This is a genomic window from Aeromonas sp. R7-2 (assembly GCF_040908105.1).
In the GTDB taxonomy this organism is placed as follows: domain Bacteria; phylum Pseudomonadota; class Gammaproteobacteria; order Enterobacterales; family Aeromonadaceae; genus Aeromonas; species Aeromonas caviae.
Map to the genome: position 1 here is coordinate 54,770 of NZ_JBFODC010000015.1, position 25,592 is coordinate 80,361.

Below are 25,592 nucleotides of genomic sequence, written 5' to 3' on the forward strand. Positions count from 1 at the left end.
CATGAAACCCTCTTCCCTGGCCCTCTGGCTGGCGGCAACCCTGATCTCATCGCCACTGCTGGCGGCCGATCTGCAGTTTGTCGATGAACCACCCCTGACCACGACGCCGAAGCGCTGGCTCGAGCAGCGCCTCGGTGTGCTCCTCGCCCCCGATTACGACAGGGCCAGCCTGCTCGGCCACCATTACAGCTTTCGCCAGCTGGTGAACGGCCTGCCGGTGGCCGCCACCCAGGCCGCCGTCAGTGTCGACGGGGACGGCCGCCCCTGGCGCCTCTACCACAACCTGCGCCCCTTGCAGAGCACAGCGCCCGGCTGCGATGCCAGCGGCACCCTGGATCCCCTGCTCGCCACCCTGCGCACCGACGGCAACCAGATAGAGACGCTGGGGCCGGTCGAAGCCTGGTACTGGCGAGACGGCGATACCCTGGTGCCTGCCCTGCGCCAGCGGGTGCGCGAGCACAAGGCAGGCAATGCCAAGGCAAGCCAGGTGCAGCTGTTTGCCCGTTGCGACGGGGAGCAGGAGCTTGGCCGTCTCGGGGATCAGGCAACTACCCACCCTCTGCATGTCGCCGACGCAGGCGATATGCAGGTTCAGGCCCGGGTGTTCGACCCCGATCCCCGCACCCGCCTGCAGGACGCCAGCCTGGTCTGGCACGACGCGCTGGTGCTGGCAGAGGCCGCCTATCAGGATCCGGTTCCCCTGCCGGTGAGCCTGCAAGCCGGGCAGTATCGCCTGAGCGGCCCCCATGCCAGGGTGGTGGATGTCATGGCCCCCGAATCGGCCCCCTACAGCAGCAGTGACGTGCAGGGTTTTCGCCTGACCCGGGACGATCGCGGCTTTGCGGACATCAACGCCTACTACCATCTGGATCTCGCCCAGCGCCACCTCAAGGCGCTCGGTTTCACCGATCTCATCCCCGGGGCGCTCGACATCGACACGGACGCGGGCTATCAGGACAACTCCCTCTACGATCCGTTCGAACGCAGGCTGGAGCTGGGTCGCAGCGGCGTGCCCGATGCCGAGGATCCCATGGTCATCTGGCACGAGTTCGGCCACGGGGTGCAGCACCACATCCTGCCGGATCTCGGGGAAAAGGGTGACTGGGGAGCCATCGGCGAGGGCTTTGGCGACTACCTGGCCGCCAGTCATCGCCAGCGCAGCGAAGCCGGTCGCCAGTTCGAACCCGCCATGGTGTTCAACTGGGATGCCCGCTTCACCGACCGCACCCCGCGCCAGCTCGACGATCTGCGCGCCCGCTACCATCCGGACTACCGCTACCCCGCCCACCGCACCATCAACGGCAGCAACGGGGATCAGCTCTGGGGCACCCCGCTGTTCCAGGCCCTGCTGACGGCGGTGGCCGAGCACGGTGAGGCGGCCAGGGACGAGTTTGATCGCGTCATCATCGAATCCCACTTCGGCCTGGGGCCGGCCATTCGCATGCCGCAACTGGCCCGGATCACCGTGGATACCGCCGCCCGTCTCTACCCGACGCGAGCCTATGCCCGTCTGCTGGAGCAGGCATTTCGCCAGCACGGGCTGCTGCAAGCTCCCGTCAATATCGCCCTCGCCGAGGGGAGCGCCATCCCGCTGGGGCAGCGCCAGTCGGTGCAGCTGACCCTCAGCAATCCGGGCAAGGGGGAGGTGACCCTCAACGAGCTGGCCCTCACCCTGCCAACCGGGTTGCAGGCCGATCCTGACAGCTGGCAACCAGCGACCCTGGCCGCCGGTGCCAGCATGACCACCACCCTGCGCCTGCTGGCCCAGAGCCCGCTCGCCTGCGGCGACGAGGCGAGCCTCTCGGTGAATCTCGCCATGAGCGGTACCAGCCCCACCGAGCGCCAGTGGCAGCAATCCCTGACCCTGCCCATCGGCACCCCCGTCATCAGCCGGGCCAGTGGTCGGTCGCAGCGACTGAACGATGCCCAGAGCGAGGAGGTGCGCGGCCTGAGCGAAACCAGCCTGCTGCTGGAGAAGAGCGATGCCCGTGTGAGCGACAGGCTGCAACTGAGCCTGGATCTGCAGCATGAGGCGCTGGATGAGCTGGAGATCTGGCTCAGCTCCCCCGCCGGCACCCGGGTCCAGATCTGGGACAAGGGTTACAGCCCCCTGCCGAGCCTGAAAGGGGTCTTCCCCACCGAGTTGCAGTCCCTGCAACCCTTCAGCGCCTTCGAAGGAGAACCCCTGGCCGGTCGCTGGACCCTGGAGGTGGTGGACAGCAAACCGGGCAATCAGGGTCTCCTGAACGGGTGGAGCATCAGTCAGCGTACCGGCGCCCAGTGCGGCAACACCGTGCCCGTGCCGGATGACGGCATCATCCGCTTCGATACCTCGGACAGCAGTGGCGGGGGGGCCTTCCCCCTGCTCTGGCTGCTGCCGCTGGCCCTGTGGCGCCGTCTGCGTCGCCGCTGACTCTCCCTATATAAAGAAGAGAGGGGCCAAGGCCCCTCCAAGGACACACCATGACCATGAGAATGACCCCGATCGTCTGCCTGCTGGCCCCCCTGCTCAGCGCCTGTGGCGGCGGTTCGGACGAGGCTCCCCTGACCGCGCCGGACTACCGCCTGACGGTCAGCCTGCCCGCAGCGGGCACCCTGTGCATCAACCTAAACCAGAACGACGGCTGCGAAGCCAATGAGCCCGCCGTCAGCGGCGAGGCCGGTGCCCACTCCCTGACCCGGCGCCACCCTGATCTGCTCACCACTCCCCTGCTGTTCATTCCGGCGGATCCCGCCGCCCTGCCCCTGGCCCACCCGGCGGCGCGCCAGGACAACCAGCACCTCACCCCCAGCCCCCTCAGCACCCTGCTGCAGACGCGTATCTCGGACGGGCTGCCACCGGCTCAGGCCCTGACGGACGTCCTGCTCGCCCTGGCGCCCCTTCACCCCGGCCCAGATCTGGCGGCACTGGCGCAGCTGGGCGACTTCAACCGCGCCCTCGCCGAGCTGGCCCTCGCCGCCTTAGATGACAAGGCCACCCTGCCCGCCTTTGCCACCAGCGAGCGCCGCCTGCAGATCTGGCAGGGGCTGGTCACCCTGCTGCCCGAGCTCGCCCAGCACTTTGCCGCCAGCCCCGAGCTACTGAGCCAGCAGGCCAGACTCGCCGCCGTGCTGATGCAGCAGCAACCCCGGGCGTTGGTGACCGCAGGTGGCGTCACCACCTACACGGACGGGGTGGATTACCTGCTGACCCAGGAGCCTGCGGATCACCCGGGCCAGGAGGCGAGCCTGGGCCTGGCGCCCCTGCGCTATCGCAAGCTGGACGGCAAGGGGCAGCCCCTGGCGGACAATGCAGTCGAGTGGGAGTGCGTGGAGGATCTCAACACCGGCCTCGTCTGGGAGAAGAAGCTGGCGGATCCGGACAGTCCGAGGGATCTGCACCGCACCTTCGCCTGGGAGTTCGACGACTATCACCCGACCCAGGAGGAGCGGGATTACGCCTGCCCCGAGGGGGAGGCCATCTGCACTACGGAGCAGTACCGTCAGTGGCTCAATGCACAGCAACTGTGCGGCATCACCCACTGGCGCCTGCCCCACGCCCGTGAGCTGATGAGTTTGCAGCACTACGGCTCCCTTGCCCGCCAGGATGGCCAGCTCGTCACCCTGGATGTGCGCTACTTCCCCGATGTCGGCACCGGACTCAATGGCTTCGATGGCTATTACTGGAGCCAGACCCTGACCCCGTCCCGTCGGCTGGAGAGCGCGCCTCTGAGCGCCATCGCCCACATCTTCCTCGGCGAGGACGCCGGTGCCGACTATCCCACCCCAGTTCAAAACAGCAATGACGCCAACGGTCTGCAACTGCGCCTGGTGGCCGAGGTAACCCGATGAACAAGTATCTTCTGACCCTGCTGCTCACCCTGTGCAGCCCCCTGGCACTGGCCATCGCCATCTGCGACGACGCCCTGCCCCGTACCAGCCCCACCGCCCGTTTCCAGGATCACGGCAACGGCACCGTCACCGACAGGGGCACCGGTCTGACCTGGATGCGCTGCCAGCTCGGCCAGACCTGGCGCAACCAGAGCTGCGAGGGGGAACCCACCCGCCTCTACTGGCAACAGGCACTGCAGACGGCGGAACGGATCCGCACCGAACCGAGCCATGCCCTGTATGGCTTTGGTGGTCATCACGACTGGCGCCTGCCCACCATCAAGGAGCTCGCCAGCATTCTGGAGTCCGCCTGTTACAAACCGGCATTGAACGAAACCATCTTCCCCCGCGCCATGGCCGGGGATGGCAAGGAGGTGAACGACGGCTATGTCTATCTCTGGTCTTCCACCCCGGTGCCGGCCCTTCAGGGCGTCGCCTACCTGGACATCACCAGCGGCTCCGTCGCCCAGCGCGCCCCCCGCTCTTGGGCGAAACAGGTTCTGCTGGTGAGGTGACAGCCTGGCCATGGGGGTCACCCGGCCCCCTGTTTGACACGAGGCAAGAAGCGGCAGGGTGACCCTGGCCGTCAAAAAAGCATCAAATTGCGTCATGTGATGCCTGTTCAGGGCGGTTTTGCACGCCGCAGCGCTGGCGTGAAACCGGCAGAGCGGTTAGTCTAGCGGCGTTGAACCAATCCCAAGAGGTACAGATGAAAACCGTGTTGCGTTTTAGCCTGCTGGGCGCCTTGTTATTGGGTGGCCATGCCTTCGCCGCCGAACCGAAAAAATTTGATATCAGCATGTTCCCCGCCGCCGAAGTGAACCAGGAACGTGTCGTGATCCGTCTGCCGGAAGTCGAGAACGAAGCCGACATGATGGTCGAGCTGCAAGTCGGCAAGAAGATGCTGGTCGACTGCAACCTGCCCCGCTTCGCGGGCAATCTGGAACAGCACAGCGTCAAGGGCTGGGGTTACAACTACCTGACTCTGGGCCAGGTCACCGGCCCCGTCAGCACCCTGATGGCCTGCCCGGACGGCCAGAAGAAGGAGAGTTTCGTCCAGATCTACGGTCAGGGCTTCTTCGTGAACTACAACTCCAAGCTGCCCTTCGTCATCTATGTGCCCCAGGAGTACGAGGTGCGCTATCGTCTGTGGCGTGCCGACAACCTGGCACAGCCAGCCATGATTGAGTGAGTGCCGCGCACTCGGGTTCAGCTCAGTCATGATGACAAAAAGGCGCCATACGGCGCCTTGCTTTTAGCTTCCGAGCCCGTTTTTGAGCGGTTTTTCCTGTACAAAATCTGACATAACTCCACTATTTTTCAGGCTTTTTTGTGCAGCGCACCGCAAAATGCCCCCTCGGGATGCGACAAACTCTGTTCGATAAAAGATATTTATTAACATAGTAAGAAAATTGATTTTGCACTCTGCGACGGCCTGATGATACTTGCCCGCAAAGGTCAAACTAACCAGAACAAGAGCACTATGAGCTTCGAATCAGACAAGCGTTTCAACGACTTCAAACATTTTCCCCGTGGCCTGCGTCGCAGTGGCGAATTCACCGTGGCCGAAGCGGACAGTCTGGAAAAATATGGCACCGTGATGCTGGCGCTCTATCAGGGCAACCTGGCCCCGCGCGATGACGTAGAAAGTGCCTTTATCGAACAGGTCAAATCCGGCGCAGCCGGCAACAATCCCCACGCCAAGGTGTGGTTCAAATACCTGAAGGTGATTGGTCCCAAGCGCGTGCACCGTCTGTGCACCGTCGCAGGCGGCGCCAATGAAGATACTGGTGGCAGCTTTGAAGGCGGCGGTGGCGGCAGCGACGAGTCCCTCGATTAATGGATACCGAGCTGCTTCGGACCTTCATCGAGGTCAGCAAGACCAGGCACTTTGGCCGGGCGGCTGAAAATCTCTACCTGACCCAGTCGGCGGTGAGCTTCCGGATCCGCCAGCTCGAGCAGCAACTCGGGGTCAGCCTGTTTGCCCGTCATCGCAACAACATCCGCCTGACTGCCTCCGGTGAGCGTCTGCTGCCCTACGCAGACGCCATTCTGCATACTTTGGGGCGCGCCAAGCAGGACGTGGCCCTCTCCCCCGGTTTCAGCCAGCAGCTTGCCATCGGTGCCCCCGCCGTCTTCTGGGAGCTCGACTTCAACGACTGGCTCAACCATGTCTATGCCCTGGCCCCCGGCCTCGCGGTGCGCCTCGAAACGGCCTCCCGCGAGCACCTCTGTCGCCAGTTGCTGGAGCGCTCCCTCGATCTGGCCCTGCTCTCCGAGCCGACCAAGATCGACGAGATTGCCCTGCACCCCATCGGCGAGCTGGTGTTCGAACTGGTGAGCCGGGAGCCGGCCGCAAACGCCGACAGCCTGATGCAGATGCCCCACATTCATCTCGACTGGGGCACCAGCTTCGAACCGCCATCGAGCCGATTGCAGAGCCTGCAGAAGACCCCAGTTCTGCATTCAAGCTCCGCCAGCATGGCCCTGCAATTCGTGCTGGCCAACGGCGGCGCCGCCTACCTGCCAAGGCGCATGGTGAGCCCCTTCCTGGAGCAGGGGCAGCTTCATCTGGTGGAAGGGGGCCAATCCCTTAGCCGCCCGCTCTACCTCGCCTATCTGGAGAAATCCGACCGCCGGGAGCTGATCGATCAGCTGCTCACCCTGCCGCTGGGCTGGCATGACGCCGACTTGCGTCAACCGCCTGCCGAATGAAACAGGGCGATTTCACGCCCAGACCTGTGTTTTCATCTACCCTGGTTATCGGTGCAGTACAAACAACATGAAAAAGGGGCCATCAGGCCCCTTTTGTATGGATGTCTTTGTGCATCAGCCGTGATGGCGACGGTCGTTGGCCTGGGCCAGCAGGGTACGGCTCTCGCGCAGGAACTCCTCCGCCCGCTCGCCGAAGAAGCCGGAAACCTGGCTGAAGGCCTCGATGAAGCCCTCTCTGTCGCCCCGCTCCAGCAACCCAAGCGCCTCGCCGAAGTTCTGGTAGTAGCGGCGGATCATCGCCAGGTTCTGGGGCGACGACAGTATGATGTCGGCGTAGAGATGGGGATCCTGGGCAAACAGCCGTCCCACCATGGCCAGCTCCAGCCGGTAGATAGGAGAGCTTAAGGCAAGCAGGCGGTCGATGTTGGCCTGCTCCCGGGAGAGATGCCAGCCGTAGGCGAAGGTGGCGAAGTGGCGCAGCGCCTGAATGAAGGTCATTGCCTCGTCGTGGGCCCTGGCCTCCACCTGCTGCAAACGCGCCCCCCAGATGGTCATCTGTTCCAGCAGCCACTGGCTGGCGGCGGGATCGCGTCCCTGACAGCAGACGATCACCTGCTTGGCGAGGCTCGCCACATCCGGCCCGAACATGGGGTGCAGCCCCAGTACCGGCCCCTGGTGTACCGCCAGCATATGGGCAAGCGGTTCACTCTTGACGCTGGTCACGTCCACCAGCAGGCAGTCCGCCGGCAGGTTGCCGAGCCGGTCGATCACCTCGCAGGTGACGTCGATGGGCACCGCCACCATCACCAGCCCGGCGCCGTGCAGGATCTCGTCGGCGCGCGGCCAATCGGCCTGCCCCAGGGTTTCGACCCGGTAGCCCGAGAGGCTGAACAGGTTGCCGAACAGGCGGCCAAGCTGCCCCTGGCCACCGATGATCACCACCTTGCCGAGCTCAGGCTTCATGCACTTGAAGTGGTGCTCCTTGTCGCTGGCGGACTCCAGAATATAGGACTCGCGCATCACCCGGCGCAGCACATCCTCGATAAGGTCCCCCGGCACCCCCAGTGCCTCGGCCTCGGCGCGGCGGCGGGCCAGCATGCTCGCCTCCCGATCCGGTGCATAGATGGGCAGGCCGTGCCGGCTCTTCACTTCCCCCACTTCCCCCACCAGGGCGAGACGGGCAGCCAGCAGATCAATCAGCTGCTTGTCCACCGCATCGATTTTGTCCCTGAGGGCATTCAACTCTTCCGCCATGTCCAGTCCCTGCTGGCGCCGCCCGCAGCGACGCCCTGTCATTCAAGAGGCAACAAGGTATCACTGCGTGGGCAGTGATACCTCGATGGTTCAATCAGTTACAACAAGATACCACGGCTTATGCCGATGTTCTGGCCAAAAGTGGTGCCGCCAGCTGACTGTGGCAGCGGGCCAGCAGCGCATCCGTGGTCTCCCAGTCGATGCAGGCATCGGTGATGGAGACACCGTAGCGCATCTCGCACTTGGGCTGCTCGCTGGACTGGTTGCCTTCGAACAGGTTGGATTCGAGCATCACCCCGATGATGGAGCGGTTGCCCTCCTGGATCTGGTGAATGACGTTGTCAGCCACCTTGGGCTGCAGCCGGTGATCCTTGCTGGAGTTGCCATGGCTGCAATCCACCACCAGACCGGGCAGCAGACCCGCCTTCTCCAGCGCCTCTTCCGCCAGCGACACATTGACGGAATCGTAATTCGGGTGCTTGCCGCCGCGCAGGATCACATGGCCATCCGGGTTGCCCTGGGTCTGCAGCAGCGCGACCTGACCCTGCTGGTTGATCCCCATGAAGGCGTGGGGGCTGGAAGCGGCCTGCAGCGCATTGATGGCGGTGCCCAGGTTGCCGTCGGTGCCGTTCTTGAAGCCAACCGGCATGGAGAGGCCGGAGGCCATCTCCCTGTGGGTCTGGGATTCGGTGGTGCGGGCACCGATGGCAGACCAGGAGAAGAGCTCCGCCAGGTATTGCGGGCTGATGGGGTCGAGCGCCTCGGTCGCCAGCGGCAACTCCAGCTCGGCCAGCCAGCAGAGCAGCTCGCGGGCGCGGTGCAGACCCAGCTCCACGTCAAAGGTGCCGTCCAGGTTCGGATCGTTGATAAAGCCCTTCCAGCCGACCGTGGTGCGCGGCTTCTCAAAGTAGACCCGCATGACGATGTAGAGAGAGTCCTGATAGGCGTCATGCAGCGCTTTGAGTCTGGTTGCGTACTCTTTGGCAGCGTCCATGTCGTGGATGGAGCAGGGACCACAGATCACCAGCAAGCGGTGATCGCGACGGTGGATGATGTCGGCGATGGTATTGCGGGCCCCTTGCACGAATGCCAGCGCGCGATCGGAGATGGGCAGTTTCTCCTTGAGCTGGGCAGGCGTGATCATCACTTGTTCGGACTGGATATGGATGTTGTTCAGGGGATCTCTTTGCATCTTCTCATTCTCTCTACTGTTTCAAGCCAAGGGCACTGACCGTTCATTTTTGTTTACGCAAGTCAGCACTTTGTTACGCAACCGCCCCCACCTTACCAAGGAAAAACAAACAATCAAGTGAAACTAGCGTATTTGCACGCTGACAGATGGATAAATGACCAAGAATGCAGAGTGAAACAACTCAAAAGTAGCGACTCGCGAGGCCAAACCAGCTCCAAATCGTAAAGATTTAATTACACGCATCCATTTCAATATCATCTCTCTGCCCCCTCTCATGGCCCCTTATCCGGCCCCTCATCCCGGCGATAATGCCGGGCACAAAAAAGCGGGGCACCTGGCCCCGCTTGCATTCCCGTGTTGCTCTTCTTTTATTATTTGCCGTGGGCCTTGATAGCCTCGACCGCCTTGTCGGGGAAGTCGCTGAATACCCCATCCACATCGGCCTGGTAGAGGAAGATGTTGAGCAGGTCGGTGAAGTCTTTCGCATAGGCCGGGATCTGCCCCTCATCCTGACGGAAGGTATAAGGATGCACCTTGAGACCGGCCGCGTGGGCCTCTTTCACCATGCCGGTGAAGACCGGCTTGCCGGGAGTGCCCGGCTCGGTCACCACCATGGGTTTCCAGGGACCTATCCCCTCGGCATAGGTGGCGATGGTCTTCATGGCCCCCGGCTTGAACATCCAGTCGTAGTCATAGGGGGTCGCCTTGCCCTTGGCGTCATAGACCATGGTCTCGTTCCAGTCGGTCTCGGCCATCAGCTGCACCAACTTCAAGTCCATACCCATGGCGGGCATCAGTTCGCCGTTGATGCGCTTGAGCTCGTTGGCATCGAAACACTGCAGATAGACCTTGTCGTTCTTGCTGGTGTAGCCGTACTCCTTCAGTACCTTGAGCACCGCCCTGGAGATGTCCTTGCCCTCGTGGCGGAACAGCCAGGGAGCTTTTATCTCCGGGTAGATGCCGATGTGCTTGCCGGTGCTCTTGTTGAGCCCCTGGATCATCTCGATCTCTTCCTGGAAGGTATGGATCCTGAAGCTCGACTTCCACAGCGGGAAGCGCGCCGGATAGACCGGCACCTGCTTGCCGTCCACCAGCTGGAACGGCTCGGTCATGCGCAGGGAGCGCACCTCGTCCAGGGTGAAATCCACCACATAGTAGCGACCGTCCGGGCGGGCCCGGCCGGGGAAGCGCTCGGCCACGTCCGTGATGCCATCAAGGAAGTGATCGTGCATCACCACCAGCTGGTCATCCTTGGTCATCACCAGGTCCTGCTCCAGATAGTCGGCGCCCATGCCATAGGCCAGGGCCTTGGATTCCAGGGTGTGTTCCGGCAGGTAACCGGAAGCACCACGGTGGGCGATCACGATTTTGCCTTCGTCGGCCGCCAGTGCAGGCAGCGCCAGGGCAGCCCCGAGGCCAAGGGCTATCAGGGTACGGTGAGGTTGCTTCATCAAGAGATCTCGTTGTTATGGTGTGTAGGATGCAGGTAATTGTTATAGCAGGGGTTTATTGCAGTTTGACGGCGGACGGCAAAGGCCGCCCGCCGTGGGTCATCAGCTGGCCTTGGGCAGGGCGTGGTGGTGTTCGAGCAGCCAGGCACCGAGCTGCTGCTGTTCGGATTCCGACAGGCGCAGCCCCAGCTTGCTGCGGCGCCACAGGATGTCCTCCAGGGAGTGGGCCCATTCGCGCGCGATGAGATAGCGCACTTCGGATTCATACAGTCCGGCGCCAAAGTGCTGGCCGCGCTCCTCCTTCAGCCAGAGGCGGGCATGAGCGCCATAGGATTCGGCGATGCGCAGGGCGCTGCGATCGTCGAGCCAGTCGAATTCCAGCGCAAAGGCTCGCGCCAGTTCACGCACCGAGCAGTCGAATTCGCCACCGGGCAGCCGGCTGTTGGCGGTCCAGTCCTCTCCCATCTGGCTGAACCAGGGCTTGAGCTTGTTGCAGGCGGCCTGGGCCAGCTTGCGGTAGGTGGTGAGCTTGCCGCCAAACACCGACAACAGCGGCGCGCCATCGGATTCACCACTGAGCTCGAGCGTGTAGTCCCGGGTCACCGCCTGGGGTGAATCGGACTCGTCGTCACACAGGGGGCGCACCCCGGCATAGGTCCACACCACGTCTGCCGGGCTTATCTGCCTTGTGAAGTGGGTATTGACCACCTTGCACAGGTAGTTGATCTCGGCATCGCTGATCTTGGCTTCGCGCGGGCTGCCTTTGTGCTCCACGTCCGTGGTGCCAATGAGGGAATAGTCCTGCTGGTAGGGGATGACGAAGACGATGCGGTTGTCCTCGTTTTGCAGGATGTAGGCCTCTTCGCGCTCATGGATGCGCGGCACTATCATGTGGCTCCCCTTGATGAGGCGAATGCCGCGGGGGGATTTCTCGCTCAGGCTCTCGTCATAGAAGGTCTTGACCCAGGGGCCCGCCGCATTGACCAGACCACGGCAGCTGACGGTGAACTGCTCGCCCCCTTCCCGCTCCAGCGTCAGGGTCCAGTGCTTGGATCCGCGCACCGCCTTGACGCAGCGGGTACGGGTCTGCACGTCAGCGCCCTTGTCCCGCGCCAGCATGGCATTGAGCACCACCAGCCGGGCGTCGTCGACCCAGGCGTCCGAGTATTCAAAGCCCTTGTTGATGCCGCTCTTGAGACCGTCCTGCGGCAGGAAGCGCAGACCGCAACTCCCCTTGAGCTTGTCCCGCTTGGCCAGGTTGTCATAAAGGAAGAGACCGGCTCGGATCATCCAGGCCGGACGCAGGTGCGGGCGATGGGGCAGACGAAAACGCATGGGACGGGCGATGTGGGGAGCCATGCCGAGCAGGACCTCCCGCTCCGCCAGCGCCTCTTTCACCAGCCGGAATTCGTAATGTTCGAGGTAGCGCAGGCCGCCGTGGATCAGCTTGCTGGAGTTGGACGAGGTGGCAGAGGCGAGATCGCTCGCCTCGAACAGCGCCACCTTCAGCCCCCGCCCCGCCGCATCTGCCGCGATGCCGACCCCGTTGATGCCGCCGCCGACGACGACCAGATCATAATGTTCGCTCATGTTCACCTACTTTCTTATTTTGTGTTTGCCATGACAGCAATGTTTGATTTCGCTCATATTAGAACATGAAAAACCAATAAACGAACATTTCGTGAGAGAAATGTGATCGCGATTGTTTTCACAATGCTAAAAATGCTGCCAGTCGGTGACGGCCTGGTAAGGCTAAGGTCTGCCGGAAACAGCCATTTCGGGCAGGGAGGAGAACAAAGAGTCCCGGATGGGGGCGCCCATGAAGCAAGGTGATGAACGCGATGGCGTGAATCCCTCACAGGCGCCTAGCGTCGGTGCAAACCTGGCGCCCGAGTGCGGGGGCAACATCAGGGGGTCAAAGAAGGAGTGTCAGCGCCAGGAACTGGCCTCTTAGGCGCCGCAAGGGAGACGCCGCAGGCCGGGAGGGGGCAGGAAAAAAAGCGGCCGCCCCGAGGCGGCCTGATGCCTGTGCGGGGAAGCTCAGCAGATATGGCAGGCGATCTGATGCTGGGACATCAGTCGCATCAGCTTCTCCGGCGGCTCCTGATCCGTGAACAGGGCGTGGATCTGGTTGAGGTTGCCGAGGTTGACCATGGCGTTGCGGCCAAACTTGGTGTGGTCGGCGGCCAGGAACACCTGGCGGGAGTGGGCGATGATGGCCTGGGCGATCTTCACCTCGTGATAGTCGAAATCGAGCAGGGAGCCGTCGCTGTCGATGCCCGAGATGCCGATGACGCCGTAGTCCATGCGAAACTGGCCGATGAAGTCGCGGGTCGCCTCCCCGACAATGCCGCCATCCCGGTTGCGAATTTCGCCGCCGGCGATGATGACGGTGAAGTCATCCTTGGCGGTCAGGATGCTGGCGACGTTCAGGTTGTTGGTGACCACGCGCAGCTCCCGGTGGTCGAGCAGGGCACGGGCGATGGCCTCGGTGGTGGTGCCGATGTCGATAAAGAGCGACGAGCCGTCGGGGATGTTGGCGGCCACTTCCCGGGCGATGCGCTCCTTCTCCTTGAGCTGCATCACCTTGCGGGCGCTGTAGGCGGTGTTGACGGTGCTCGAATGCAGTGAGGCCCCGCCGTGATGGCGCCGGATCTTGTTCTGTTCGGCGAGATCGTTGAGATCCCGGCGAATGGTCTGGGGGCTGACGTCAAAATGGGTCACCAGATCGTCGGTCGAGACGAAACCCTGCCGGGTCAGGACGTCCAGGATCTCCAGATGTCGTTGGGTTTGCTTCACGCTTGCACTCCGCAGATGAGACGAAAAAAGGCCCCGGCAGGTGCGGGGCCTTTGGCAGTGTACCTGATCCCTTTTCCAATCGATAAGGGCAGGATCACGTTTTATGCCTTATGGGCAGCCGCCTTGGCGGCAATCGACTCGTTCTCGTGCTTGAGGGTCATGGCCAGCAGGATGATGGAGAGCACGCAGGAGACGGTGAGCACCATGAAGCCGCCGTCCCAGCCGAAGTGGTCAACGGTATAGCCCAGCATGGCGTTGGCCGCGACCGCGCCACCCAGATAACCGAACAGGCCGGTGAAGCCCGCCGCGGTACCGGCCGCCTTCTTGGGCGCCAGCTCCAGGGCGTAGAGGCCGATCAGCATGACGGGGCCATAGATGAGGAAGCCGATGGCGACCAGGGCCATCATGTCGATGGTCGGGTTGCCCGCCGGGTTGAACCAGTAGACCAGCACGGAAAGGGTCACCAGCACCATGAACAGGATGCCTGCCGGGGCGCGGCGGCCCTTGAACATCTTGTCGGAGATCCAGCCGCACAGCAGGGTGCCCGGGATCCCCGCCCACTCATAGAGGAAGTAGGCCCAGGAGGAGTGATCCACGCTGAAGTCCTTGGCCTCTTTCAGATAGGTGGGCGCCCAGTCCAGCACGCCGTAACGGATGAGGTAGACGAAGGCGTTGGCGATGGCGATGTACCAGAGCAGCTTGTTGTGCAGCACGTACTTCATGAAGATCTCCTTGGCGGAGAACTCCTGCTCGTGGCTTTCGTTGTAATCCTTCGGGTAGTCGTTCTTGTACTCCTCAATGGGGGGAAGACCGACCGATTGCGGGGTATCGCGCATCACGAAGAAGGCGATCACCGCGATGGCCGCCGCCGCCGCCGCAGGCACATAGAAGGCGCTGCGCCAGTCGTTGAACCAGCCCATGCCGAGGATGAACAGGGGGCCAATCATGCCGCCGCCCACGTTGTGGGCCACGTTCCAGACCGAGACGATCTCACCCCGCTCCTTCTGCGACCACCAGTGCACCATGGTACGGCCGCAGGGGGGCCAGCCCATGCCCTGTGCCCAGCCGTTCAGGAACAGGAGCACGAACATGATGCCAATGCTGGAGGTAGCCCAATGCATGGTCCCCATCATGAACATGATGCCTGCCGAGAGCAGCAGACCGGCGGAGAGGAAGTAGCGCGCGTTGGATCTGTCCGACACGTTCCCCATCAGGAATTTGGAGAGACCGTAGGCGATGGAGACGCCGGAGAGGGCCAGACCCAGATCCCCGCGGGAGAAGCCTTGCTCGATGAGGTAGGGCATCGCCAGACTGAAGTTTTTCCGTACCAGGTAGTAACCCGCATACCCGAAGAAGATCCCGAAGAACACCTGCCAACGCATGCGTTTGTAGAAGGGATCCACCTTGTCGGCCGGCAGCCGGTCAATATGGGGTGCAGGCCTGAAGAGACTAAGCATGTTCTGCTTCCTTTTATTGTTGTTCTGGGCGGTTGAGGACGCCCCGCTCATGCCGCGATCAGACGCGTCTTGATTCGCAAGCGAGCCTATTGTGCTCATTTGTGAACATTTAATCTGTGATGAGCGCTAAATTATTGCAGTTTTATTACAAAAATTGTGACGCAGTGAGTGAACGCGCATCCAGGGTCAGCCCACGCATGGCGTGGCTTTTGGCTACTCACTAAGGAGTAATATGGCCGACAACTGTTGCTTTTCGTCACATTTTCTTAGCAATGAATGGGATCTTGCCCACATTTCCGGTGGCAGGGGTATGGTGAATTGACGCAGAAGGTTTATTTTCTCTCTCGTCCAAGAACGAGCGCAAACGAGCATAACGTTTGCGCAAGCTCAAAAAACAAGAAGAAACGTTTTCGGGCGCAATGAATGGGAATGAAAGATAACAAAACGGAACATCAAACCTACTGTGGGTGGATATAAGGAATAACAACTATGAGCATACAAAGACCCAATACCCTGCTTGGCGAGTGCCTCGCCGAGTTTATCGGCACCGGCCTGCTGATCTTCTTCGGCGTCGGCTGCGTGGCTGCCCTGGTGCTGGCTGGCGCCAACTTCGGGCAATGGGAAATCTCCATTACCTGGGGCCTGGGTGTCGCCATCGCCATCTATGTCACCGGTGGCATCTCCGGTGCCCACCTCAACCCTGCCGTGACCCTGGCGCTGATGACCTTCTGCGGCTTTGACAAGCGCAAGGTGGTGCCCTTCATCATCGCCCAGATAGCCGGGGCATTCGCCTCCGCCGCCCTGGTCTACGCCCTCTACAGCAACCTGTTCACCCAGTGGGAGCTGACCCACAACGTGGTGCGCGGCAGCGTCGAGAGCCTCGGCACCGCAGGCATCTTCTCCACCTACCCCAATGCCCTGCTCTCCAACATGCAGGCTTTCGCGGTCGAGATGGTGATCACCGCCGTCCTGATGCTGGGCATCATGGCACTGGGTGACAACAACAACGGCGCCCCCAAAGGCTTCGCCGCCGCCCTGCTCATCGGCATCCTGATCGCGGTGATCGGCGCCTCCCTCGGCCCCTTGACCGGCTTTGCCATGAACCCGGCCCGTGATTTTGGCCCCAAACTGTTCGCCTTCGTGGCTGGCTGGGGTGACGTGGCCCTGACCGGTGGTCGTGACAACCCCTACTTCTGGGTCCCCATCCTTGGCCCCATCGTCGGCGCCCAGATCGGTACCGCCCTCTATGTGAAAGTGCTGGCTCCCTGCGTCCCGGGCAACCGCGTCGCCACCGAAGAAGCCTCCAAGCTGTCTAACAAAGAAGAGGCCGCCGCCTGAGAGCGGCCCTCCCCAACGTGTAACAACGTGGAAAATAAAAACGTGGAGAACATCATGTCTGCTGAAAAGAAATTTGTCGTTGCGCTGGACCAGGGCACCACCTCCTCCCGTGCCATTGTCTTCGATCAGGACGCCAACATCGTCGCGACCTCCCAGCGCGAATTCACCCAGCACTACCCGAAAGCGGGCTGGGTCGAGCACGACCCCATGGAGATCTGGGCGACCCAGTCCTCCGTCTTCACCGAAGTGCTGGCCAAGAGCGGCCTGCACAGCGAGCAGATCGCCGCCATCGGCATCACCAACCAGCGTGAAACCACAGTGGTATGGGAAAAGGCCACCGGCAAACCCATCTACAACGCCATCGTCTGGCAGTGCCGCCGCACCGCGGCCATCTGCGAAGAGCTCAAGGCCCGGGGCCTTGAAGAGTACGTTCGCGAAAACACCGGCCTGGTGCTGGATGCCTACTTCTCCGGTACCAAGGTGAAGTGGATCCTGGACAACGTGGAAGGGGCCCGCGAGAAGGCAATGAACGGCGAGCTGCTGTTCGGCACCATCGACACCTGGCTGGTGTGGAAGATGACCAACGGCGAGGTGCACGTCACCGACCCGACCAACGCCTCGCGCACCATGCTCTACAACATCCGCGACCTGAAGTGGGATGAGCGCATGCTGGACGAGCTGGGCATCCCCGCCTCCATGCTGCCGCAAGTCAAACCCTCCTCCGAGGTCTATGGCTACACCACCCGTGGCGGCGGCGCCCGCATCCCCATCGCCGGTATCGCCGGTGACCAGCAGTCCGCCCTGTTCGGCCAGCTCTGCTTCGAAAAAGGGATGGCCAAGAACACCTACGGTACCGGCTGCTTCATGCTGATGAACACCGGCACCGAGCCGGTTCGCTCCAGCAACGGCCTGCTGACCACGGTCGCCATCGGCCCGAAAGGGGAAGTGAATTATGCCCTCGAGGGTGCGGTATTTATGGGCGGCGCCACCATCCAGTGGCTGCGCGATGAGCTCAAGATCATCCACGACGCCCGCGATACCGACTACTTCGCGAGCAAGGTGGGCGACACCAACGGCGTCTACCTGGTGCCGGCCTTCGTGGGCCTGGGCGCCCCCTACTGGGATCCGTATGCTCGCGGCACCATGGTCGGCCTGACCCGTGGCGCCAACCGCAACCACATCATCCGTGCGGCGCTCGAATCCATCGCCTACCAGAGCCGCGACGTGCTGGATGCCATGCAGCAGGACTCCGGCATCAAGCTGGCAGCCCTGAAGGTGGATGGCGGCGCCGTGGCCAACGACTTCCTGATGCAGTTCCAGGCTGACATGATGCACACCCCTGTGGTGCGTCCGACCCGCATCGAGACCACCGCCATGGGCGCAGCCTTCCTGGCCGGCCTCGCCGTGGGCTTCTGGAAGAGCTCCGAAGAGCTGGAAGACAAGTTCAGCGTGGACCGCGAGTTCATCCCGCAGATGGACCGCGACGATCGCGCCAAGCGCTACAGCGGCTGGAAGAAGGCGGTGGAACGCTCACGCCGCTGGGCCGAAGAGGAGTGATGGGGTAACCGACGCGTCCTTGAGATGAAAAAAGCAAAGAGGCCGACAGCGATGTCGGCCTCTTTTTATTGGCGAGCACGACTGTTCTGACCGCCCCCTACCCCAACCCTTCCCTTGCCAAGGGGTGGGAGAAAATGCCCCCTCCCCCTCATGGAGGGGGAGGCCGGGTGGGGGTTGGAACTGTCGGCATACCCTCTACAACGCTTCAGCGCCGAGCTGCTCTTTCAGGAAATCGAGCCAGACCCGCAGCCGGATGTCCCGCTGGGCATCGGAGTAGAAGACCGCATGGATGGGGCGCGAGGCACCGCTGTTGCTGCGGGCCAGCACCTCCACCAGGGCGCCGCTCGCCCTGTCATCCCCCGTCATGAAGTCCGACAGGCAGACGATCCCCTGCCCCGCCAGCGCCAGCTGACGCAAGGTTTCCCCGCTGCTGGCCCGCAGGGTCGGGGTGATGGCGAACCTGTCCCCCTGCTCCTCGCTCAATAGGGGCCAATGATTGAGGTGATCGGGGTGCAAAAAACCGAGCAGCTCGTGGCCAGCCAGCAAGTCAGCCGGCTGGCGCGGGGTACCGCGTGCCTTCAGATAGTCGGGGGAGGCCAGCAGCCGCAGCCTGGAGCGGCCCAGCGGCAGGGCCCGCAGGGAGGAGTCCGTCAGCTCGCCGATGCGAATGGCCATGTCCACCCGCCGCTCCATCAGGTTGATGAAGCCCTCGGAGCTGTGCAGTTGCAGCTCGATGGCGGGGTAGCGGCGGCGAAACTCACCGATGATGGGCACCAATCTATGCAGGATGAAGGGGGTGGCGGCGTCCACCCGCAATATGCCCTCCGGCTGCTCCCGGCGCATCAGCAGCAACCCTTCCGCCTCGCTCATCTCGGTCAGGATCTTCACCGCCCGCTGATAGAACCAGCTCCCCTCCTCGGTCAGGCTGACCCGGCGGGTGGTGCGGTTGAGGAGCACGGTGGCGAGCTTCTCTTCGAGACGCTTGATGCCGCGGCTCACCACGGAATTATCCATGCCGAGATTCTCCGCCGCCTGGCGAAAGCTGCCCGCCTCCACCACCGCCACAAACAGGGTCAATTCATCGGAATGGGTCTTCATTGTTGTCATCCTGGCAAGAGTAATGGGTCTTTATAGGTGCAATGGCCGGGAGTTGGCAAGACAGGCGTCGCTTCGTATCGTGACGCACCACCTGTTTTATCTGCACCCTTGCCAGTACAATGCCGCCAACCGGCACCGTATGGCGCCACACTATGACAGGGACGATCCATGACATTCGACAACAGGCTGGCCGCCGCCCATCGAGAGCTGGCCGAGAAGGGCGTGCAAACGCTCAACTACAACCCGCCGATCATCTGGCTGCTGCGAAAGGCGGGGTTCACCATCAGGCCGCCCCACTACGAACGCTTTCTGATCAACGTTCTTGCCCTGGGACTCCCCATCGGCGCTATCTGGGGGGTGTTGATGTGGTGCCTCGGCTGGCAGGATGAGGTGAGCCCGGGGTTTGCCCTGCGCCAGAGCCTGCTGTTTGGCATCGGGCTCGGTCTGCTGATGGGGACCTGGTTCTGGTTTAGGCGCAAGCAGCTCAAGCTGACCCCCTGGGACGCCTTGCCGCACTCCACGAGCCCCACGCAAAAGCGCTGGCAACCGAAATAACCACCGATATCGACAAGGAAACCCTTATGACCAGGGCCCATGAAAAACTGAACTATGTGGAATTTGCGGCCAGGGATCTTGCCGCCACCAAAGCCTTCTTCACCGCCGCCTTTGGCTGGCAGTTTGCCGACTACGGCCCCGATTATTGCGCCTTCGAAGGGGAAGGGCTGGATGGCGGCTTCTACCGCACCGAACTGTGCAGCCAGAGTGCTCAGGGCGGGGCGCTCCTGGTGTTCTACAGCGCCGATATCGAGGCGACCCAGAGCAAGGTAGCCGGTGCAGGGGGCACCATAGTGCGCCCCCTGTTCGATTTTCCCGGTGGCCGCCGCTTTCACTTTGTCGAGCCCAGCGGCAATGAATTTGCGGTCTGGTCCGAACAGGCCAGCGCCTGATAATACTCCGCCCTCCCCTGGCCCACCTGCACCACGACCAGCCATGGGGAGGCCACATTGCTGCACTCACCTCAATAGTGTTTTGCAACTGCTGCCCTGTATCCCCCAGTCTGGGGCGGGCATACTGACTCCCGTCTTAACGAGGAGGTTCAGATGCCATCCCCCCTGATTGTGATTGCCCAGCTTGACGCCAAACCCGAATTCACCGCCCAGTTTCGCGCTGCCCTCGAGCCACTGATCGCCGCTACCCTGCAAGAGCCGGGGTGCCTTCGCTACCAGTTGCACCAGAGCCTGGAGAGCCCCCACAGCTGGATGCTGTACGAGGAGTGGGAGAGTGAAGCAGCCCTCAGCGCCCACCAGCAGCAGCCCCATTTTCTCGCCTTCGTGGCCGACACCCAGGAGTGGTTTGCCAGCAGCCTGGTGCGCCGCTATCACAGGGTCTGAGGCTGCCGGCGCCCTCCCCGCCGGATCTGCATCGCAGGCCCGGCAAACAGACAAAGCATTGAGCGTAGAAACAATAACTTGAGGAATTTGATGATGAAGATGCCCAACCTGGGTCTTGGAACCTTCCGCCTGAAAGATCAGCCCCTTCGCGACTCCCTGCTCCAGGGGCTGGAACTTGGCTACCGCCATATCGATACCGCCCAGATCTATGACAACGAGGCCGAAGTCGGCCAGTTGATGAGCGAGAGTGGCGTGCCCCGCCAGGATATTTACCTGACCACCAAGGTGTGGACCAGCGAGTTCGGTCCGGGCAAGGTGATCCCGAGCCTGGAAGTGAGCCTGGAAAAACTCGGCACCAACTATCTGGATCTGGCGCTCATTCACTGGCCCTCCCCCCAGGATGAGGTGCCGATGGCGGTCTATCTGGAGCAGCTCGCCGAGGCCAAAGCCCGGGGCCTGACCCGGGAGATCGGGGTCTCCAACTTCACCGTGGCCCAGCTTAAAGAAGCCATCGAGATTTTGGGGCCGGGCGCCATCGCCCACCAGCAGGTGGAGATCCACCCCCTGCTGCAAAACCGCAAGGTGGTCGAATTCTGCCAGGCCCACGGTATCGCCATCACCGCCTACATGCCGCTCGCCTATGGCAAGGTGCTCGCCGAGCCGCTCTTGATGGAGATCGGCCAGCGCCACGGCGTCTCGGCGGCCCAGGTGTCGCTGGCCTGGCTGCTGGCCCAGGGCATGACGGTGATCCCGAGCTCTACCAAACGGGAGAATCTGGCCGCCAACCTGGCCGCGCTGAAGGTACGGCTCAGCAGCGACGAGATGGCCGCCATTGCCACCCTGGATCGGGGTGAGCGCTGCGCCAACCCGGACTTTGCGCCGGATTGGGATTGATCCCCCTCATCCCCAGCCCTTCTCCCGCCAGGGGAGAAGGGAGCAAATAAGGCTCAATGACATTCTTCAGCACCAGCGGGAGGCACAATGCCTCCCGCTTTTTTTGTCCCCAATACCGCGCGTCACTGCCACCCGCGCCGCTGGCCCCCTCCCCTGCATCCTTCCGCTGCCCTTCCCTCTTTATTCCCAGTTCGGTCTGTACGCTTTGCCTCTGCATTCAACTCGCGCTGTACGGCCCACTCTTGTCTCTGCAACCTCAGCCACTCCCACTTTCACGGCCCCATTGCTGCTGATTTGGCAAAAGTAATTTGACGTTACCGTCATTTTTACCAACAAACACCCTCGGCATACTGGCGCCATTCTCCCGTCGGGAGTCCCAATCCAAGGAGTTGTTATGCCACTGGCGTTATTTGCCCTCACCTTAAGTGCCTTTGCCATAGGCACCACCGAATTCGTGATCGTGGGGCTCATCCCCACCATCGCCGAGCAGCTCAATGTCTCGCTCCCCTCGGCAGGCCTCCTGGTCAGCCTCTATGCCCTTGGGGTGGCCATCGGCGCCCCCGTGCTCACGGCGCTCACCGGCAAGCTGCCGCGCAAGTGGTTGCTGGTGGGACTGATGGCCCTCTTCACTGTCGGCAACCTGCTGGCCTGGCAGGCCCCCGGGTACGAGAGCCTGATTGTGGCCCGCATCCTCACCGGGCTGGCCCACGGGGTCTTCTTCTCGGTAGGCAGCACCATCGCCACGGGTCTCGTGGCCAAAGAGAAGGCGGCCAGCGCCATCGCCATCATGTTCAGCGGCCTCACGGTCGCCCTGGTGACCGGCGTCCCACTTGGCACCTGGATTGGTCAGGTCTTTGGCTGGCGCGAAACCTTCCTGGTGGTGAGCCTGCTCGGCCTCGTCGCCATGGTGGGCAGCATGCTGCTGGTACCGGGGAACCTGCCGAAGGGGGCCGCCTCCAGCGTTCGCGAGCAGCTCGCCGTGCTCACCAGGAAGCCCTTGCTGCTGGTCTACGCCAAGACGGCGCTCGGTTACGGCGGTGCCTTCACGGCGTTTACCTTCCTCGCCCCCATCCTGCAACAGGTGAGCGGCTTTAGCGCCGGCGCGGTGAGCCTCATTCTGCTGGTGTACGGGGTATCGGTCGCCGTCGGCAATATCTGGGGCGGCAAGCTCGCCGACCGGATGGGCCCATTGCCTGCGCTGAAGCTGCTGTTTGCAGGTCTCGCCCTAGTGCTGCTGGTGCTCACCTTCACCGCACCGCACCCGGTGCTGGCGGTACTGACCGTGCTGGTGTGGGGCGCCTTCGCCTTTGGCAACGTACCGGGTCTTCAGGTACTGGTGGTGAAACAGGCCGAGCGCCACACCCCCAATGCCGTGGATGTGGCCTCCGGTCTCAACATCGCCGCCTTCAACGTCGGCATTGCGCTGGGCTCCGTGGTCGGCGGTTTCGTGGTGGAGCACCTCGGCCTGATGCACACCCCCTGGATTGGCGCCCTCATCGTGCTGCTGGCCTACGGCCTCACCCATGTCAGCGAAGCGGGCGAGCGCCGCGCCGCCCTTGCCTGACCCCCGGGCAAGCAAAAGGCCGACACCCTGTGTCGGCCTTTTTTTCATGGGCAAGATGCGAGGCTCAGGGCTCCTTGAGATCCTCATCGGCAGCCCAGCGCGCCTCCAGCCAGAGCAGGTTGACCAGCCCGCAGAGCAAGGCGAACCCCAGCCCCAGCAACCAGGTGAAATACCACATATCGCGTTGATCCTTGTGTTGAAGCGGATTAGTAGAGGCTGTGGCCGTGCTGGCGCACCTGCTCGGCGCTGACCCTGCCGCGCACCACCCGGTATACCCAGAGGGTGTAGCCGATGTTGACCGGCATCAGTACCCCGACAATCCCCAGCATGATAAGCAGGGTGCGCTCGCTGGAGGTGCTGTCCCACAGGGTCAGGCTGCTGGCCGGATCCAGGGACGAGGGCAGCACGAAGGGGAAGAGCGCGATGGCCACGGTCAGCATCATGGCGGCGCAGGCACCGCCGCTGGCAACGAGCGCCAGCCCGGACTTGCCGAGGCGGCTTGCCAGCGCGCACACCAGGGGCAGCAGGAGCCCGAGCACAGGCACGGCCCAGAGCACCGGATGGGCGACAAAGTTGCCAAACCAGCCCGCCGGCACCGCCACCACCTCTTTCATCAGCGGAGTGAGGGCGCCGTTGAGATCGCCGATGGCCGTGATGCGATACCCCGCCATCTCCCCAAGCCAGACGCCGCCAAGGGCAAAGAGGGCGCTCGCCAGGGGGCCGAGCCAGAGGGCGAGGCGGGCGCTGCGCGCCGCTATGGCCCCCTGGGTCTTGCACTGCAGGAAGCTGGCACCGTGCAGCAAGAGCAGCGCCAGCGCCGTCCCCATGGCGGTCAACAGCAGCGGCCAGTGGAACGCAAAGGCGCCATAGTGGATGCGAAGGGCCGCATCGAAGCGAAACGGCAGCCCTTGCAGCACGAGGCCAAGGGTGGCACCAAACACCAGGGTCGGCAGCAGGCCGCCCACCACCAGGGCGCGGTCCCACCAGCGGCGCCAGACCGGGTCCGGCAGCTTGCTGCGATAGTCAAAGCCCACCGGGCGCAAAAAGAGGCCGAACAGCAGGAACATGAAGGGCACGTAAAGCGCCGAGAAGGCGGCGGCATAGACCAGGGGCCAGGCGGCAAACAGGGTGCCGGCACCGGCGATGAGCCACACCTGGTTGCCCTCCCACACCGGCCCCACGCTGTTGAGCAGCACCCGCCGCTCGTCATCCGTCTTGCCGACCACGGGCAACAGCATGCCGACCCCTAGATCGAAGCCATCCATCACCACGAAGCCGACCAGCAGGAAGAGCACCAGCCCCCACCAGATCACTTTCAGGGTTTCGTAATCCATCAGGCAGGACTCCCGTTTTGCAACACTTCACCTTGATAACGACCCGTCTGCAGGCTGGCAGGCCCTTTGCGGATCACATGACGCAACAAGAACAACTCCACCACCAGCAGGCTGCTGTAGATGAGGAAGATGGCGATGAGGCTGAACCAGAGCTGCCCCGGTTGCAGCAGGGAGACGGAGGCCGACACCGGCAGCACGTCGCTGATGGTCCAGGGCTGGCGACCGAACTCCGCCACGAACCAGCCCGCCTCGATGGCAATCCAGGGCAGAGGAATAGACCAGAGCAGGGCCCTGAGCAGCCGCGGGGATTGCACCAGCCTGCCCCGGCACAGCTGCAGGAAGGCGACGGCAAAGAGCGCCAGCAGCGCCACGCCGATGCCCACCATCAGGCGAAAGCTCCAGAACAGCGGCGCCACCTGGGGGATGGAGTCCTCCACCGCCTTGGCGATGGCCCCCTCGTCCGCCTTGCCAATCTCCTTGGCATAGGGGGTGAGCAAGAGGCCGTAGCCCAGATCGCTGCGGTGGCGCTCGAAGGTGGCTCGCGCCGCCTGGTTGCTGCCATCTGCCCGCATCGCTTCGAGCGCCTCGTGGGCCAGCATGCCGCTGCGAATGCGCGCCTCGTGCTGCGCTTTCAGATCTTTGAGGCCCGTCACCTGCTCATCCAGGGAGCGGGTGGCGATGATGCCCATCAGATAGGGGATCTTGATGGCCGCGTGGGTGGTCTCGGCACGCTGATCCGGCAGGCCGAACAGGGTGAAGGAAGCCGGGGCGGACTCCGTCTCCCACTCCGCCTCGATGGCGGCGAGCTTGACCTTCTGCACCTCCCCCGAGCGATAGCCCGACTCGTCCCCGAGCACGATGACAGAAAGGATGGCCGCGAGGCCAAAACCCGAGGCGATGGCAAAGGATCGCAGGGCGAAGCGCACCTCCATGCCGCGCAGCAGATACCAGCTGCTCACCCCCATCACGAACAGGGAGGCCGCCACATAGCCCGCCGCCACCGTGTGGACGAACTTGACCTGTGCCACCGGGTTGAAGATGACCGCGGCCACGTCCACCAGCTCCATGCGCATGGTCATGGGATTGAACTCGGCGCCGACCGGGTTTTGCATCCAGCCGTTGGCGATGAGGATCCAGAGGGCGGAGAGGTTGGAGCCGAGCGCCACCAACATGGTCACCAGCAGGTGCTGACCGCGGGAGAGCTTGTCCCAGCCGAAGAAGAAGAGGCCCACCAATGTGGACTCGAGGAAGAAGGCCATCAGCCCCTCCACCGCCAGCGGCGTGCCGAAGATATCGCCGACATAGTGGGAGTAATAGGCCCAGTTGGTCCCGAACTGGAACTCCAGGGTGATCCCGGTGGTCACCCCCATCACGAAGTTGATGCCAAACAGCTTGCCCCAGAAGCGGGTGATGTCCTTGTAAATCACCTTGCCGGTCATCACGTAGGCTGACTCGGCGATCACCAGGATCCAGGACAGCCCCAGGGTGAGGGGCACAAACAGAAAGTGGAACATCGCCGTCGCCCCGAACTGTATTCGGGAGAGGCTGACCACATCATCCAGGCTTATCATGCATGACTCTCTATGTTGCATTTAACGGACAGGTTTTCGCCCGCCAAGTACACCATGGTCCATGACACCTATAACAGATGCAGTTATAGTGAAAAATACCTATAACA

Annotated in this window: 23 protein-coding genes; 13 read left to right on the plus strand and 10 right to left on the minus strand. The window is 62.8% G+C overall.

All coding sequences use genetic code 11. The features are described 5' to 3' along the window. Position 1 precedes the first annotated feature (1 nt). The 6 genes from AB5Y47_RS03340 to hdfR all read left to right on the plus strand — a co-directional run bounded on the left by AB5Y47_RS03340 (position 2) and on the right by hdfR (position 6,585). A complete protein-coding gene (locus AB5Y47_RS03340) occupies positions 2-2,413 on the plus strand; it encodes a proprotein convertase P-domain-containing protein (RefSeq protein ID WP_368219826.1) in 2,412 nt (803 codons plus the stop codon). 50 nt (positions 2,414-2,463) lie between these two features. Further along, entirely contained in the window at positions 2,464-3,831 is a 1,368-nt protein-coding gene (locus AB5Y47_RS03345; RefSeq protein WP_368219828.1) for a DUF1566 domain-containing protein, read from the plus strand. Beyond that, positions 3,828-4,385, plus strand: coding sequence for a DUF1566 domain-containing protein (locus AB5Y47_RS03350; protein ID WP_010674241.1), 558 nt, complete (start codon positions 3,828-3,830; stop codon positions 4,383-4,385). Before AB5Y47_RS03345 ends, AB5Y47_RS03350 begins: the two co-directional genes overlap by 4 nt. A gap of 194 nt (positions 4,386-4,579) precedes the next feature. Next, on the plus strand, positions 4,580-5,062 hold the full coding sequence (gene eco / locus AB5Y47_RS03355; RefSeq protein WP_010674240.1) for a serine protease inhibitor ecotin: 483 nt from the start codon (positions 4,580-4,582) through the stop codon (positions 5,060-5,062). Positions 5,063-5,353: 291 nt separating this feature from the next. Next, entirely contained in the window at positions 5,354-5,710 is a 357-nt protein-coding gene (locus AB5Y47_RS03360; RefSeq protein WP_319891742.1) for a DUF413 domain-containing protein, read from the plus strand. After that, a complete protein-coding gene (gene hdfR, locus AB5Y47_RS03365; RefSeq protein WP_039038620.1) occupies positions 5,710-6,585 on the plus strand; it encodes an HTH-type transcriptional regulator HdfR in 876 nt (291 codons plus the stop codon). The genes AB5Y47_RS03360 and hdfR overlap by 1 nt, the downstream gene beginning before the upstream one ends. Positions 6,586-6,699: 114 nt before the next feature. On the opposite strand, the gene tyrA is transcribed toward hdfR, so the two are convergent. The 6 genes from tyrA to glpT form a co-directional block, all read right to left on the minus strand. Then, positions 6,700-7,839, minus strand: coding sequence for a bifunctional chorismate mutase/prephenate dehydrogenase (tyrA, locus tag AB5Y47_RS03370; RefSeq protein ID WP_201894853.1), 1,140 nt, complete (start codon positions 7,837-7,839; stop codon positions 6,700-6,702). A 118-nt stretch (positions 7,840-7,957) separates the two neighbouring features. Next, the gene (locus AB5Y47_RS03375) at positions 7,958-9,031 is read right to left on the minus strand and encodes a 3-deoxy-7-phosphoheptulonate synthase (protein WP_010674236.1); all 1,074 of its coding nucleotides are present in this window, start codon (positions 9,029-9,031) and stop codon (positions 7,958-7,960) included. Positions 9,032-9,402: 371 nt separating this feature from the next. Continuing rightward, entirely contained in the window at positions 9,403-10,482 is a 1,080-nt protein-coding gene (gene glpQ, locus AB5Y47_RS03380) for a glycerophosphodiester phosphodiesterase (protein WP_041215472.1), read from the minus strand. A 102-nt stretch (positions 10,483-10,584) separates the two neighbouring features. Next, positions 10,585-12,072: a glycerol-3-phosphate dehydrogenase gene (gene glpD / locus AB5Y47_RS03385; protein ID WP_368219829.1), complete on the minus strand. Its 1,488-nt coding sequence runs from the start codon at positions 12,070-12,072 to the stop codon at positions 10,585-10,587. Positions 12,073-12,522: 450 nt separating this feature from the next. After that, complete coding sequence (locus AB5Y47_RS03390) at positions 12,523-13,281, minus strand: DeoR/GlpR family transcriptional regulator (protein ID WP_010674233.1); 759 nt, start codon at positions 13,279-13,281, stop codon at positions 12,523-12,525. Positions 13,282-13,382: 101 nt separating this feature from the next. Further along, positions 13,383-14,738: a glycerol-3-phosphate transporter gene (glpT, locus tag AB5Y47_RS03395; RefSeq protein ID WP_041212777.1), complete on the minus strand. Its 1,356-nt coding sequence runs from the start codon at positions 14,736-14,738 to the stop codon at positions 13,383-13,385. A 489-nt stretch (positions 14,739-15,227) separates the two neighbouring features. On the opposite strand from glpT, the gene AB5Y47_RS03400 reads away from it, so the two are divergent. Together AB5Y47_RS03400 and glpK are read left to right on the plus strand one after the other, a co-directional pair. After that, complete coding sequence (locus AB5Y47_RS03400; protein WP_042880435.1) at positions 15,228-16,076, plus strand: MIP/aquaporin family protein; 849 nt, start codon at positions 15,228-15,230, stop codon at positions 16,074-16,076. Between the two features lie 54 nt (positions 16,077-16,130). Next, positions 16,131-17,633 (plus strand): glycerol kinase GlpK, encoded by a 1,503-nt coding sequence (gene glpK, locus AB5Y47_RS03405; RefSeq protein ID WP_010674229.1) that lies wholly within the window; start codon positions 16,131-16,133, stop codon positions 17,631-17,633. A gap of 195 nt (positions 17,634-17,828) precedes the next feature. On the opposite strand, the gene AB5Y47_RS03410 is transcribed toward glpK, so the two are convergent. Next, positions 17,829-18,731 carry a LysR family transcriptional regulator gene (locus tag AB5Y47_RS03410; protein ID WP_041212776.1) on the minus strand — a complete coding sequence of 301 codons (903 nt, stop codon included), beginning with the start codon at positions 18,729-18,731 and terminating at the stop codon, positions 17,829-17,831. Between the two features lie 168 nt (positions 18,732-18,899). Between AB5Y47_RS03410 and AB5Y47_RS03415 the strand changes: the two genes are divergently transcribed. The 5 genes from AB5Y47_RS03415 (at position 18,900) to AB5Y47_RS03435 (ending at position 22,580) form a co-directional block, all read left to right on the plus strand. Continuing rightward, entirely contained in the window at positions 18,900-19,286 is a 387-nt protein-coding gene (locus tag AB5Y47_RS03415; protein ID WP_010674227.1) for a DUF6404 family protein, read from the plus strand. Positions 19,287-19,312: 26 nt separating this feature from the next. After that, the gene (locus AB5Y47_RS03420) at positions 19,313-19,678 is read left to right on the plus strand and encodes a VOC family protein (RefSeq protein ID WP_151028589.1); all 366 of its coding nucleotides are present in this window, start codon (positions 19,313-19,315) and stop codon (positions 19,676-19,678) included. A gap of 153 nt (positions 19,679-19,831) precedes the next feature. Then, entirely contained in the window at positions 19,832-20,122 is a 291-nt protein-coding gene (locus AB5Y47_RS03425) for a putative quinol monooxygenase (protein WP_342040813.1), read from the plus strand. Positions 20,123-20,212: 90 nt separating this feature from the next. Continuing rightward, positions 20,213-21,016, plus strand: coding sequence for a 2,5-didehydrogluconate reductase DkgB (gene dkgB / locus AB5Y47_RS03430; RefSeq protein WP_268451978.1), 804 nt, complete (start codon positions 20,213-20,215; stop codon positions 21,014-21,016). A 394-nt stretch (positions 21,017-21,410) separates the two neighbouring features. Further along, on the plus strand, positions 21,411-22,580 hold the full coding sequence (locus tag AB5Y47_RS03435; protein ID WP_139737150.1) for an MFS transporter: 1,170 nt from the start codon (positions 21,411-21,413) through the stop codon (positions 22,578-22,580). Positions 22,581-22,644: 64 nt separating this feature from the next. On the opposite strand, the gene AB5Y47_RS03440 is transcribed toward AB5Y47_RS03435, so the two are convergent. The 3 genes from AB5Y47_RS03440 to AB5Y47_RS03450 are packed head-to-tail and all read right to left on the minus strand — an operon-like array spanning position 22,645 to position 25,485. After that, on the minus strand, positions 22,645-22,758 hold the full coding sequence (locus tag AB5Y47_RS03440) for a CydX/CbdX family cytochrome bd oxidase small subunit (protein WP_010674207.1): 114 nt from the start codon (positions 22,756-22,758) through the stop codon (positions 22,645-22,647). Between the two features lie 28 nt (positions 22,759-22,786). After that, positions 22,787-23,914 (minus strand): cytochrome d ubiquinol oxidase subunit II, encoded by a 1,128-nt coding sequence (gene cydB, locus AB5Y47_RS03445; protein ID WP_368219832.1) that lies wholly within the window; start codon positions 23,912-23,914, stop codon positions 22,787-22,789. Further along, positions 23,914-25,485 (minus strand): cytochrome ubiquinol oxidase subunit I, encoded by a 1,572-nt coding sequence (locus tag AB5Y47_RS03450; RefSeq protein ID WP_368219833.1) that lies wholly within the window; start codon positions 25,483-25,485, stop codon positions 23,914-23,916. The genes cydB and AB5Y47_RS03450 overlap by 1 nt, the downstream gene beginning before the upstream one ends. Positions 25,486-25,592: the final 107 nt, after the last annotated feature.

Bases quoted from the DNA above. Each gene is read 5' to 3' on its own strand.
- AB5Y47_RS03340 (WP_368219826.1), top strand. From the start codon at position 2: ATGAAACCCTCTTCCCTGGCCCTCTGGCTGGCGGCAACCCTGATCTCA.
- AB5Y47_RS03345 (WP_368219828.1), top strand. From the start codon at position 2,464: ATGACCATGAGAATGACCCCGATCGTCTGCCTGCTGGCCCCCCTGCTC.
- AB5Y47_RS03350 (WP_010674241.1), top strand. From the start codon at position 3,828: ATGAACAAGTATCTTCTGACCCTGCTGCTCACCCTGTGCAGCCCCCTG.
- eco (WP_010674240.1), top strand. From the start codon at position 4,580: ATGAAAACCGTGTTGCGTTTTAGCCTGCTGGGCGCCTTGTTATTGGGT.
- AB5Y47_RS03360 (WP_319891742.1), top strand. From the start codon at position 5,354: ATGAGCTTCGAATCAGACAAGCGTTTCAACGACTTCAAACATTTTCCC.
- hdfR (WP_039038620.1), top strand. From the start codon at position 5,710: ATGGATACCGAGCTGCTTCGGACCTTCATCGAGGTCAGCAAGACCAGG.
- tyrA (WP_201894853.1), bottom strand. From the start codon at position 7,839: ATGGCGGAAGAGTTGAATGCCCTCAGGGACAAAATCGATGCGGTGGAC.
- AB5Y47_RS03375 (WP_010674236.1), bottom strand. From the start codon at position 9,031: ATGCAAAGAGATCCCCTGAACAACATCCATATCCAGTCCGAACAAGTG.
- glpQ (WP_041215472.1), bottom strand. From the start codon at position 10,482: ATGAAGCAACCTCACCGTACCCTGATAGCCCTTGGCCTCGGGGCTGCC.
- glpD (WP_368219829.1), bottom strand. From the start codon at position 12,072: ATGAGCGAACATTATGATCTGGTCGTCGTCGGCGGCGGCATCAACGGG.
- glpT (WP_041212777.1), bottom strand. From the start codon at position 14,738: ATGCTTAGTCTCTTCAGGCCTGCACCCCATATTGACCGGCTGCCGGCC.
- AB5Y47_RS03400 (WP_042880435.1), top strand. From the start codon at position 15,228: ATGAGCATACAAAGACCCAATACCCTGCTTGGCGAGTGCCTCGCCGAG.
- glpK (WP_010674229.1), top strand. From the start codon at position 16,131: ATGTCTGCTGAAAAGAAATTTGTCGTTGCGCTGGACCAGGGCACCACC.
- AB5Y47_RS03410 (WP_041212776.1), bottom strand. From the start codon at position 18,731: ATGAAGACCCATTCCGATGAATTGACCCTGTTTGTGGCGGTGGTGGAG.
- AB5Y47_RS03415 (WP_010674227.1), top strand. From the start codon at position 18,900: ATGACATTCGACAACAGGCTGGCCGCCGCCCATCGAGAGCTGGCCGAG.
- AB5Y47_RS03420 (WP_151028589.1), top strand. From the start codon at position 19,313: ATGACCAGGGCCCATGAAAAACTGAACTATGTGGAATTTGCGGCCAGG.
- AB5Y47_RS03425 (WP_342040813.1), top strand. From the start codon at position 19,832: ATGCCATCCCCCCTGATTGTGATTGCCCAGCTTGACGCCAAACCCGAA.
- dkgB (WP_268451978.1), top strand. From the start codon at position 20,213: ATGATGAAGATGCCCAACCTGGGTCTTGGAACCTTCCGCCTGAAAGAT.
- AB5Y47_RS03435 (WP_139737150.1), top strand. From the start codon at position 21,411: ATGCCACTGGCGTTATTTGCCCTCACCTTAAGTGCCTTTGCCATAGGC.
- AB5Y47_RS03440 (WP_010674207.1), bottom strand. From the start codon at position 22,758: ATGTGGTATTTCACCTGGTTGCTGGGGCTGGGGTTCGCCTTGCTCTGC.
- cydB (WP_368219832.1), bottom strand. From the start codon at position 23,914: ATGGATTACGAAACCCTGAAAGTGATCTGGTGGGGGCTGGTGCTCTTC.
- AB5Y47_RS03450 (WP_368219833.1), bottom strand. From the start codon at position 25,485: ATGATAAGCCTGGATGATGTGGTCAGCCTCTCCCGAATACAGTTCGGG.